This is a genomic window from Deinococcus apachensis DSM 19763 (assembly GCF_000381345.1).
Lineage (GTDB): Bacteria > Deinococcota > Deinococci > Deinococcales > Deinococcaceae > Deinococcus > Deinococcus apachensis.
Genome location: NZ_KB906408.1, coordinates 114,745 through 125,000, shown reverse-complemented (window position 1 = coordinate 125,000; position 10,256 = coordinate 114,745). Strand labels below are relative to the sequence as shown.

The following is a 10,256-nucleotide window of genomic DNA, read 5'->3' as shown; positions in this document are numbered from 1 at the left end:
TGGCCGCCGCGTGACTGGAGGGGCACGCTATCCCCCCTCCCGCGTGACCGGGCCGGATGAGGCAGTGGGCGGCAGGGTGATGGCGCGAGGCCCATACGAGATCGCCGGTTGTAAGGAACGTTCGAAAAGTCTGGAGCTTCCACACGCCCAGACCTGAAGCTCCCTGCTGCTCACGCATTGCACACGGGGATCGGCACTACCCGTAGACGGATCGGGGTAAAAAAGAAAAAGTCCCTCTGGGAGGGACTTTTTTGCTGGTCGAGGCGGCGAGATTTGAACTCACGACCCCTACCACCCCAAGGTAGTGCGCTACCAGGCTGCGCTACGCCTCGACGGCCAGCCACAGAACTATAGACGGCGTCCCCGACTTCGTCAAGGGTGGGCGTCAGGGCGTATGCTGCGCCCCGTGACCAATCTGAGTTTCGAGGAGAGGCTGCGCCAGTACGCGCGCCTGGCGGTGCGCGTCGGTCTGGGTGTGCGGGAGGGCCAGCGCGTGCTGGTGCAGGCGCCAGTCGAGACGGCCCCGCTGGTCCGACTGATCGTGCGCGAGGCCTATGCGGCGGGCGCGAGCTTCGTGGACGTGCGTTGGGACGACGACAACGTGCAGCTCGCCCGCTTCAGCCTGGCCCCCGAGGGGTCTTTTGGCGAGATCAGCCGCTGGCGGGTGGACGCGGAAATAGAGACGGCGGAGGCGGGCGGCGCCGTGATCGCCATTCGGGCGACGAATCCCAACCTGTACGCGGGGGTGGACCCGGCTCGCGTGACGACCCACCAGCGTGCCCTCGCCGCCTACCGCAAGCCCTATACGCAGCAGGTGATGACCAACCGCCTGAACTGGAACCTGATCTCCGCCCCCGTGCCCGAGTGGGCCGAGCTGATGTTCCCCGGCGTGCCCCGCGAGGAGGCCGTCCAGAAGCAGTGGGACGCGATCTTCGCCGCCACCCGCGCCGACCAAGCCGATCCGGTCGCGGCCTGGACCCAGCACCTCGCCGATCTGAAGCGCCGCCGGGACCTCCTCACGGAAAAGCAGTACGCGGCGCTGCACTTCAAGGGGGGCGAGACCGACCTCACCGTGGGCTTGGCCGAAGACCACATCTGGGGCGGCGGCGCGGCGGACACCCCCTCCGGCATCACCTTCACGGCGAACATCCCCACCGAGGAGGTCTGGACCGCCCCGCACCGCGAGCGGGTGGACGGCGTGGTCGTCAGCACCAAGCCGCTCTCGTACAACGGCGTGCTGATCGAGGGCATTCGCATCCGCTTCGAGGGCGGGCGCGTGGTCGAGGCGACGGCGCGGCAGGGCCAGGAGACGCTGGCGCAGATGATCGACACCGACGAGGGCAGCCACCGCCTGGGCGAGGTCGCGCTGGTGCCGCACTCCAGCCCGATCAGCCGCTCGGGGCTGTTCTTCTTCAACACCCTGTACGACGAGAACGCGGCCTCGCACATCGCCATCGGCAGTGCGTACCGCTTCAACGTGCGCGGCGGGGTGGAGATGACAACCGAGGAATTCGCCGCGAAGGGCGGCAACGATTCTCTCACCCACGTGGACTGGATGATCGGCTCGGGCGAGATGGACGTGGACGGGATTACGAAGGAGGATGCGCGGGAACCCGTGATGCGGGGGGGCGAGTTCGTGATCTGAGGCGAAAAGGGGAGGGAGCCTGCGATGGACGCCGCAGGCCCCCTCCTTCTGCCCTTATTCCTGCTGGGCCAGCCACAGCACCAGTGCCTCCGCGCTCGCCGGGTTGGTGGCGAGGGGGATGTCGTGAACATCGCAGAGCCGGACCAGGGCGGAGACGTCGGGCTCGTGGGGCTGGGCGGTGAGGGGGTCGCGGAAGAAGAAGATGGCGAGCACGTTCTCCTGGGCGATGCGGGCGCCGATCTGCTGGTCGCCGCCCATCGGGCCGGAGAGGACCCGCTCGACCTGAAGGCCCGTCTTCTGCACCAGGATGCCGCCCGTCGTGCCGGTGGCGACGAGGTGAAAGCGGCTCAGCACATCCTTGTGGCTCAAGGCGAAGAGGGCGAGTTCCAGCTTCTTGCGGTCGTGGGCGATCAGGGCGACCTGCCGCCGGTCCGTGGCGGGACTGCTCATCCCACCTCCGGGACGTTTCGGGGCCGTTCCCGGAGCTTTCCGGACTGGGGGGAGGAGACAGGACGGCGCCCACTCCGCCGCGGACTTCCCGGAACCCCTCTCACGCGCCTTCCTGCTGGGCCGCGAGTGCCGCGCCGATGACCCCCGCCTCCGTCCCGAGCTGAGCGCGGCGGATGGTGACGGGGGCGAAGGAACCGGCGTACTCGTCGGCCGCCGCCTGCACGCCCTGGAAGAACAGGTCACCCACGCTGGCGACGCCGCCGCCGATCACGAACACCTCGGGGTCGAGGAACTTCTGGATGTCGGCGAGCGCCACACCGATGTGCCGCAGCGCCTGCCCGACGACCCGCCCGGCGACCGGGTGGCCCTGCGCGGCGAGTGCAAAGGCCTCGGCGGTGCTCACCTCCCGGTTCAGGGCGTAGCTCGCGTCCCGGGCGATGGCGGTGCCGCTGGCAAGGGCTTCCAGCGCCCCGTCCAGGCCCGCGCCGCTCACCGGGCCGCCCGGCATGACGGTCACGTGCCCCAGTTCCCCCGCGATGCCGTGCCGCCCGCGCCAGATGCGTCCGTTCAGCACAATGCCCGAGCCGATGCCGGTGCTGACCGTCACGTACACGCTGCTCTCGGTGCCGCGCGCCGCGCCCAGGTAGGCCTCAGCGAGGGCCGCAGCCTTCGCGTCGTTCTCCAGAACCACGCGCTGTCCCAGGCGGTCGCGCAGGCCGTCCACCATGGGCACGTCAGTGAAGCCGTAGATGTTGGGCGCGAACTTCACCCGGGTGCGCTCGGTGTTCAGGGGGCCGGGCACGCCCACGCCTACCCGGGTGACATCGGGGTGCGTGGCCTGGAGGGCGGCCACCTGCGCCGCGATGGCGTCCAGGACGGCCTCCCAGCCGGTTTCGGGTGTGGGCTGGACATGCCGGTCGTGCAGTTCCCCGCCGCGCAGAACCCCCGTGGCGATCTTCGTCCCGCCCACGTCCACGCCGATGCTGACCTGTTCTGCCTCTTGCGTCACTCTGGTTGCCTCCATGTCGGTCCTCACATTGGCCCCGCCCGGAAGGGCTTCCGAGCGTCGGCTCCGGTCCTTCCGGCCCGCACTGTAGCCCAGCCCTTCCTCAGGCAGGCCCCTCCCTGTCTTCCCCACCCTCCAGCAGGGCGAGGGCCTCGGCGAGCTGGACTTCCGGCACGTACAGGCCCACGTCGCCCATATAGCCCCCGGTCTCGATCTCGATGACCGGGCTGCCCATCGCCCACTGGAAGGGGGTGCGGACCACGCTCACCACGCCGCCTGCCGAGAGGGTGCGCCGCCAGCCCTCAGCCAGCAGCCGGGGCAGGGTGTCGAGCCGCACCCACACGTCGCCCTGGTACAGAACGCGGTCCTCGTACCCGGCGCGGCTCATCCGGGCACGCTCTCGGTGGGGGTGACGAGCAGCGGCGCGAAGGCCGAGCGCACCCGCTCGGGCAGGGGCTCGGGGCGGTGTGCCGTGTCCACCCGGACCTGCACGGTGCGCGCGTAGGCGCTCGGCTCCCCGTTCGCCAGCAGGCGTGAGACCACTGTCCAACTCGTGCGGCCCACCCGCTCGACCAGGGACTCGACCTCCACGGCCTGGCCCCAGCGCACCTCGCGGCGGTAGTCGAGTTCCAGCCGGGCGATGACCGAATGGTCGTCCTGCTCACGGACGCCCAGGTCGCGCATCAGGATCACCCGCGACGTTTCGAGGTACTGCACGTACACGGCGTTGTTCAGGTGCCCCATCGCGTCGATGTCGCCGTACCGCATCTGGATTGCGGTCCGGTGCGCGCGGGACCAGTCGAGGTCGGCCAGGGCTGTTGCCCCACCCCCTGAGCCGGAGTCGTTGCCACTCATGCGGCCCATTATGAGGGGCGGCCCTCACACGCGCTTCCCAGGGCGGCGGCGCTATGCTCTGGGTCATGACTCCCCCCGACCCGCCGCCCTCGCCGCCCCGGGGCCTGGGAGCGCGCTGGCGGCAGGTGCAGCGGCTCCCCCTCACCCTGATCCTCACCAGCCTGCTCGCGGGGCTGGGCATCGTGCAGCTCACCTTTCAACTGGGGAACCTGGGCTACCGGACGGCCAGTTGGACCCGCGAGACCCACCAGACGCAGGCGCGCATCCGGGACCTGGAGCGTGACTTGCGCCTGTTGCGTGATGCCGAGCGGGAGGCGCAGGACCCCGCCTATCTGGAGGTTCTGGCCCGCTGTCAGGGCTTTGTCGGGGAAAACGAGGAAGTTGTGGTCGCGCCGGGGGCTCCCGAGACGCCGGGCGAAATTTGCGTGACGCAGCGGCTGCCCTGAGGGGAGGGTTGCGCTGTCGGATGGGGCTTGCCGTTCCTGGTGTCTTGGGTGTGGAGTAGGGGCCAGGCATCTTGCTTCGGTTTGCCCCCAGCCCCCCTACCCCCAATGGGGATGGGGGGAGCTTTCCGCTGCGCTAGGCAAAGGGCTCGCCTATCGCGCCCGTGGCCGCTTTTCTCAACGCGCAAGGTTTGATCTTGCTCTATTCCCAATCGCTCGCCCACCGTCTCGCTGCGCGAACAAGGCGTGGTGAAGGCGGTGCGAGAGCGAGCCGCATGCGGGAATGGGCTGTCCACAGGACACGGTTTATAAGAAGCAAAAGCTTTGGCGCTGTTGCTCCTCCCCCCTTGCGGGGAGGCTGGGTGGGGGTGAAGAGTGCAACTCGTCCTCGTGCTAGAGGAGCCATGCCCCCAGCTTGCCCAACTTTCCCGTCCTGTTATGCACATCAAGGGATTTGTCGGGGTGGCAAGCCCATTTGCCCTCGCAATCCCGCTTCCCCACCCTCAAAACGCCTTCGCCCCCAGGGTGTTTGGAAGGGGTGAACGGCAAAGTCCCCCGCCCGGGCGTATGCTGCCCCCGTATGTCACTCGTCGTTCTGGTCACGGTTCCCCCCGAACGCGCGCACGAACTTGCCCGGACGCTGGTTGCCGAGCGGCTGGCCGGATGCGTGAATGTCGTCGGCGGCATCCACAGCATCTACCGCTGGGAGGGGGACATCGCGGAGGACCCCGAGACGTTGTTGCTGATCAAGACCACCGGGGAACGCTACCCCGAGCTGGAGACGCGCATCCGGGCCATGCACCCCTACGAGGTGCCCGAGATCATCGCGCTGCCCTTCGACCGGGCGCTGCCCGAGTTCCAGAGCTGGCTGCTGGGGGCCACGGCGCTGCGGGGGGAGTAGCGAGCGGGAAGGAGGCTGGTGCCGCCCGCCCCAGCAGCCACACGTTCGCCCCGACCCCCCTGACCCAACCAGTCAGAAAGCCACCGGACCCCGGGGAAGCGCTTTTCGACTGTTCGCCGAAGGGGGTGTCCCGCTACACTGGGGCATGACCCTGACCGGGCCTGACCCCGGCCTGCCGCCGCCCGCAGACCGCCTGAGCGGGGCGCTCATCGCGGCCCTTGATCATGCGGCGGACCCGGCGCTGCTGCTAGAAAGGGGGCCGCCGGTGGCGGGGACCGCCGAGGGCGGGCCAGCCTGGCGGGCGGTGTTTGTGAACCGGGCCTTCGCGCGGCTGGTGGGCGGCGACCCCGCCGCGCTCCTGCATGCCACCTTCGACGAGCTGATCGCCCGGGTGCGGGGCAATCTGGTGGGGGCGGACGCGGCGCGGTTCGTGCAGCGCCAGGAGAGCTTCCGGGTGGACCTGCAGGTGCGCGCGGGTGGCGCACGCTGGATGGACGTGCAGGCCACGCCGCTGCACCTGGGGCCGGGCGCGGAGCCCACCAACTGGTGGGTCGTGCTGCGCGACGTGACCGCCGAGCGGCAGGCCCTCGCTCTCGCCACCGGTCAGGCCCGCGCGCTGCACCTGGCCGTGCGGGGGGCGCCCTTAACCGCCATCCTGCGTGCCCTGATCGCCACCCTGGACGAGCGGCTGCCCGGCAGTGCCGCGAGCGCGAGCCTGCTGGACGGTGACCACCTGCACTTCCTGGGCTCGCCGCGCCTGGCGCCGGGGGCGACCGACCTGCGCGTTCCCCTGACCGCCGGTCAGGCCTTCCCCTGTGCCCGGGCCATGCGGCGGGGCCAGGCGGTGCTGACCCGCTTTCCCGCCGGGTTTCCCGCCCCGCTGCGCGGTGAGCTGGCCCGGGCGGGGTATGCCCGCGCCTACAGCGTCCCGGTGCGGGAGGCCGGGGGACCCGCGCTGGCCGCCCTCACCCTGTACGGCCGCCGCCCGGCCGCCCCGCACCCCGCCGAGGTGGAGCTGCTCGGGCAGTTCGCCGACCTCATGGCGCTGTTGGTGGCGCGCGACCAGGGGCTGCGGCGGCTGGAACACCTCGCCTTCCGCGACCCCCTGACCACCCTGGCAAACCGCGCCCGCTTCATGGCCGCCCTGGAGGAGGCCTGCCTGGCCCTGGCCTCGTCGGGTGGCGCCTCCTTTGCCGTCGGGCTGCTGGACCTCGACGATTTCAAGCGGGTCAACGACGCCCACGGGCACCTCGCCGGGGACCACCTGCTCGTCACGCTGGCCGGGCGGATCGCGCGTACCCTGCCGCCCCGGGCGCTCGCGGCCCGCATGGGCGGTGACGAGTTCGCCCTGCTGGTGCCGAACGCGACTGGGGAGCGGGTGCAGGCGGCGGCGCACGCCGTTCGCACTGCCCTCGAAGTTCCCGTTCCCCTGGGGGGGGCCTCGTTGCAGGTCGGGGGCAGCCTGGGTTGGGCTCTGGCCCCCCACGACGACGACACCCCCGACGGTCTGCTCAGGCACGCCGACGCGGCCATGTACACGGCCAAGCGCGGACCCTCCTGAGGAAGCGCGGCGTCCACACCAGTGAGTTCGGGTGAGCCGCAGAGGGACTTGCCCGGACGAAAGGCCCCTGTTCCTGTCCTGCCCGCTCCGCTTCGCCGCTTTTCAAGTCCGTTCGGGCCGGACAGTTTGAGTGACTGTCCGGCCCGATAGCTGTGACAGGGGCGTCTGGAGGAGTTCTGCCGATTCGTTACTTGCTCGCGCCGAACACGTCCTGCTGGTAGCGGCCCTCCTGCATCAGCCCGGCCAGCCAGGCGTCGGCTTCCCCAGCAGAGGCGCCCGTCTTCTCGCGGTAGAGGTCCCTGATCGTCTGCCGCACGGCGGGGGCCATCCGCACCCCGTCCCCGCACACGTAGATGCTCGCGCCCGACTCGATCAGCGCCCAGACTCCCTCCTGATCTCCCAGGATGGCGTCCTGCACGTAGCGGTACGGGTGCCCGGCCACGGCGGAGTAGGCCGTGTGAAGCTCGGCGACGCCCTCCCGCTGCCACGCCCCGAAATCTTCCCGGTAGAAGAAGTCGTGCTCGGGGTGGCGGCAGCCGTAGAACACCTTGGAGAGGCCGACCGTCTGCCCCGCCGCCCGCTGCGCCGCCCGTTCCTCCACGAAGCCGCGGAGAGGAGCGATGCCGGTGCCGGGTCCGACGAGGATCATGGGTGTCCGCGGGTCCACCGGGGGACGGAAGGGCGGATTGGGCTTGCGGACGTACCCGAAGACCGTGTCGCCCGGCCGCACCCGGTTAAGGTACGCGCTGGCGAGCCCGCGGAACTGCCCAGCACCCGCCCATGAGGGCGCTTCCAACAGGCCGACCGTGAGGCTGGGCGTGCGCGGCGCGACAAGCGGCGACGACGAGATGGAGTAGTAGCGCGGACGGATCGGCGGGCACAGCTCCAGGAAGACCGCGAGGGGCAGCTCCACGGCGGGGAAGCGGTCGAGCAGGCCCAGGACGGAGAGGCCCGGCTTGCGAATCTCCGCCTCGTACTTCGCGTCGTCTTCCAGGTAGGCTCCCAGCTGCCGGGTCGTCCAGGGGCACGGGGTGTGCGCGAGCATCGTCTCGATATTCGAGCGGGTCGCCACGTCCTGAAGTTCCACGAACTCGGACAGCAGCACCTCCACCGTGACGGGGGTGTTCAGCGGCAGGTGCGACTTGCGGTTGCCGCCCTGGCGCAGGCGCACGACCTGGCCGGGCTTGAGGCGGAGCTTGTGCGCGGCCCACTCGACCAGCCGCGGCTCGTTCTTGGCGAAGACGGCGATGTGGTCGCCCGTGTCGTAGGTGACACCCTCCGGCAGCTCGAAGGTGATCGCCTTGGTCGAGGGGCGCGGCGGCTCTTTGCCGAAGTCCCACAGCCCGGCCGCGTCGCCGACGAGTTCCTCGCTGGAGACGACCTTGAGACCGTAGGCCTTTTCCGAGATGACGGCGGGGCGTACGTCTGCCTCAGTCAGCAGGTCGAGTTCGTAGCGGGGGCCAGTGGATTCCTGGGCCGCGGTGCCGAACTCCTCGGAGACTTTTTGCAGCAGGGTCTGGAACCAGGCGCTCACCATGCCGTCGAAGTCGCCGTTCGCGTCCGCCTCTCCGCGCGGGACGAAGGGCTGGGCGCCCGCCTTCAGGAGCGCCGCCTCCACCCGCTTGGGGAAGGCCTGATAGGTCGCCCACTGGGTGTTGCCGGTGCCCAGCAGGGCGAAGCGAAGGTTGTCCAGGCTCCCCTCGGCCAGGCCCCCCTCCTGCGTCCAGGCGTCGAAGCGCCCGGCGTTGTCCGGCGCGGCCCCGTTGTAGGTGGCCGTGGTGACGAACAGCAGGCCCTCGCTCGGTACGTTGTTCACCAGATCGTCCAGCGGGGTGAGGCGAGTCTGGAAGCCCGAGCGGGTGGCGTAGTCGGCGACGCGGCTGGCGAGGTCCTCGGTCGTGCCCAGGTTCGAGCCGTAGGCCACGGTGAGGGCGACGCCCGTTCCGGCGACGCTCACGCGGCTCAGGTCCTGCTGCGGCTCCTCGACCACGGGCACCGGCACGCTGAACCGCTCGTGGGGCCGACGCTCGCGGACGCGGAGTGCGAAGTCCTCGGGCTTGATGGTCAGGCTCTGCTTGACCTTGAGGTGGTAGTCGTACGGGTCGCTCAGGGCGAACTTCTGGAGGATCAGCAGCAGGGCGAGCTTGGCTTCCGTCAGGGCGAACTGGCGGCCGATGCAGGCGCGCATCCCGTTGCCGAAGGGCTTGTAGGCGGCGGGGTGGTGGGTGCGGCGGTTCTCGGAGGTCCAGCGGTCGATGTCGAACTCGTCGGGATTCGTCCAGGCCGCCGGGTGACGGTGCAGGGCCGGAATCAGGAGGGCGACCTGCTGACCCTTCCTGATCTCGTACTTGCCCCCGATCACCTCGTCCTGGAGGGCGGTGACCGCGTAGTTGGGGATCGTGCTCCAGAAGCGCAGCGCCTCGTCGAGGATACGCGGAATGACGTCGAGCCGCATCACCGTGTCGTACGTCGGAACCGCGTCGCCGGGCAGCAGCCGGTCCACCTCCGCGTACGCCTGCGCGAGCACGTGCGGGTGGCGCAGCAGCAGGTACAGGGTGAAGGCGAGCAGGCCGCTCGTCGTCTCGTGCCCGGCGATCAGGAAGGTCATCACCTGGTAACGGATGTTCTCGTCGCTGAGCCGCTCGCCGGTCTCCGGGTCGGTGGCGTTCAGCATCAGGCCGAGGAGGTCGCCCCCGCCCCCACCATGCCCCCGCCGCTCGCGGATCACCTCGTCCACGAGTTCGTTCATGGAGGCGATGTCCGCCCAGTACGCCCGGTCGGCCTCCTCCATCTCGGGGGTGAGGACGGGCGGGCGGCTGTTCATGGTCATGGTGTGGTGCATGGCCCGCGCCAGGGCTTGCAGGAAGGGGTGCAGCTCGTCCTTATCGAAGGACCGGAAGCGGTAGTCGAAGCCCGACAGCGAGATGGTGTCCAGGGTCAGCCGGGTCATGTCGTCCGCGACGCGCACATCCTGCCCCTGGGTGCGCTCCCACTTGCCCACGAGCGCCTGAGCGACCTCCAGCATCTGCCCGAAGTAGCCCTTCATCGCCCGCTGCGAGAAGGCGGGCAGCAGGATGCGGTGCGCCTTGCCCCAGTTGGGCTCGAAGCTGTCCGAGGTAAAGAGGCCGTCGCCCCCCAGGTTGCGTATGTTCGTGTAGGCGGGGTGGACGCGCTTCTGGAACCGGCGCTCGTCGGTGAGTTCCGCGACCAGGTTCGGGTCGTACGCCTGGATCAGGGTGCGGCCCTGGATGTCGAGTTGAAAGAGGCCCTCGGGGATCTGCCGGGCGAGCTGGAAGAAGTTCAGGACCGGGGCGTCGCCCGCGAGGTAGTGCAGGTGACCGTACTGGGGATGCTTGGGGGGGCTGGGGATGGGAGCCAGGATTCGCGTCATGGAA

At 70.0% G+C, this 10,256-nt stretch carries 9 protein-coding genes and 1 tRNA gene; 4 read left to right on the top strand and 6 right to left on the bottom strand.

Annotated features, from left to right (window positions below; all coding sequences use genetic code 11):
- Positions 1-255: 255 nt before the first annotated feature.
- Positions 256-332, bottom strand: a tRNA-Pro gene (locus F784_RS0115290).
- A gap of 62 nt (positions 333-394) precedes the next feature.
- Here F784_RS0115290 and F784_RS0115285 point away from each other — a divergent pair.
- On the top strand, positions 395-1,645 hold the full coding sequence (locus tag F784_RS0115285) for an aminopeptidase (RefSeq protein ID WP_019587597.1): 1,251 nt from the start codon (positions 395-397) through the stop codon (positions 1,643-1,645).
- 54 nt (positions 1,646-1,699) lie between these two features.
- Here the strand turns inward: F784_RS0115285 and mgsA are convergent, their stop codons facing one another.
- The 4 genes from mgsA to F784_RS0115265 form a co-directional block, all read right to left on the bottom strand.
- Positions 1,700-2,095, bottom strand: coding sequence for a methylglyoxal synthase (gene mgsA / locus F784_RS0115280; protein ID WP_019587596.1), 396 nt, complete (start codon positions 2,093-2,095; stop codon positions 1,700-1,702).
- 100 nt (positions 2,096-2,195) lie between these two features.
- The gene (locus F784_RS0115275) at positions 2,196-3,119 is read right to left on the bottom strand and encodes an ROK family protein (protein WP_019587595.1); all 924 of its coding nucleotides are present in this window, start codon (positions 3,117-3,119) and stop codon (positions 2,196-2,198) included.
- 85 nt (positions 3,120-3,204) lie between these two features.
- A complete protein-coding gene (locus F784_RS0115270) occupies positions 3,205-3,489 on the bottom strand; it encodes a hypothetical protein (RefSeq protein WP_019587594.1) in 285 nt (94 codons plus the stop codon).
- Complete coding sequence (locus F784_RS0115265) at positions 3,486-3,956, bottom strand: acyl-CoA thioesterase (protein WP_019587593.1); 471 nt, start codon at positions 3,954-3,956, stop codon at positions 3,486-3,488. Before F784_RS0115265 ends, F784_RS0115270 begins: the two co-directional genes overlap by 4 nt.
- A gap of 65 nt (positions 3,957-4,021) precedes the next feature.
- On the opposite strand from F784_RS0115265, the gene F784_RS0115260 reads away from it, so the two are divergent.
- The 3 genes from F784_RS0115260 to F784_RS23325 all read left to right on the top strand — a co-directional run bounded on the left by F784_RS0115260 (position 4,022) and on the right by F784_RS23325 (position 6,861).
- Positions 4,022-4,402: a cell division protein FtsB gene (locus F784_RS0115260; protein WP_245557890.1), complete on the top strand. Its 381-nt coding sequence runs from the start codon at positions 4,022-4,024 to the stop codon at positions 4,400-4,402.
- A 577-nt stretch (positions 4,403-4,979) separates the two neighbouring features.
- A complete protein-coding gene (gene cutA, locus F784_RS0115255; RefSeq protein ID WP_019587591.1) occupies positions 4,980-5,300 on the top strand; it encodes a divalent-cation tolerance protein CutA in 321 nt (106 codons plus the stop codon).
- Positions 5,301-5,445: 145 nt separating this feature from the next.
- Positions 5,446-6,861: a diguanylate cyclase domain-containing protein gene (locus F784_RS23325; protein ID WP_019587590.1), complete on the top strand. Its 1,416-nt coding sequence runs from the start codon at positions 5,446-5,448 to the stop codon at positions 6,859-6,861.
- Between the two features lie 187 nt (positions 6,862-7,048).
- Here the strand turns inward: F784_RS23325 and F784_RS0115245 are convergent, their stop codons facing one another.
- The gene (locus F784_RS0115245) at positions 7,049-10,252 is read right to left on the bottom strand and encodes a bifunctional cytochrome P450/NADPH--P450 reductase (protein ID WP_019587589.1); all 3,204 of its coding nucleotides are present in this window, start codon (positions 10,250-10,252) and stop codon (positions 7,049-7,051) included.
- Between the last annotated feature and the right edge of the window lie 4 nt (positions 10,253-10,256).

What these genes read in the sequence shown, in the direction of transcription:
- F784_RS0115285 (WP_019587597.1), top strand. Translation starts at nt 395, where the DNA reads ATGCTGCGCCCCGTGACCAATCTGAGTTTCGAGGAGAGGCTGCGCCAG.
- mgsA (WP_019587596.1), bottom strand. Translation starts at nt 2,095, where the DNA reads ATGAGCAGTCCCGCCACGGACCGGCGGCAGGTCGCCCTGATCGCCCAC.
- F784_RS0115275 (WP_019587595.1), bottom strand. Translation starts at nt 3,119, where the DNA reads ATGGAGGCAACCAGAGTGACGCAAGAGGCAGAACAGGTCAGCATCGGC.
- F784_RS0115270 (WP_019587594.1), bottom strand. Translation starts at nt 3,489, where the DNA reads ATGAGCCGCGCCGGGTACGAGGACCGCGTTCTGTACCAGGGCGACGTG.
- F784_RS0115265 (WP_019587593.1), bottom strand. Translation starts at nt 3,956, where the DNA reads ATGAGTGGCAACGACTCCGGCTCAGGGGGTGGGGCAACAGCCCTGGCC.
- F784_RS0115260 (WP_245557890.1), top strand. Translation starts at nt 4,022, where the DNA reads ATGACTCCCCCCGACCCGCCGCCCTCGCCGCCCCGGGGCCTGGGAGCG.
- cutA (WP_019587591.1), top strand. Translation starts at nt 4,980, where the DNA reads ATGTCACTCGTCGTTCTGGTCACGGTTCCCCCCGAACGCGCGCACGAA.
- F784_RS23325 (WP_019587590.1), top strand. Translation starts at nt 5,446, where the DNA reads ATGACCCTGACCGGGCCTGACCCCGGCCTGCCGCCGCCCGCAGACCGC.
- F784_RS0115245 (WP_019587589.1), bottom strand. Translation starts at nt 10,252, where the DNA reads ATGACGCGAATCCTGGCTCCCATCCCCAGCCCCCCCAAGCATCCCCAG.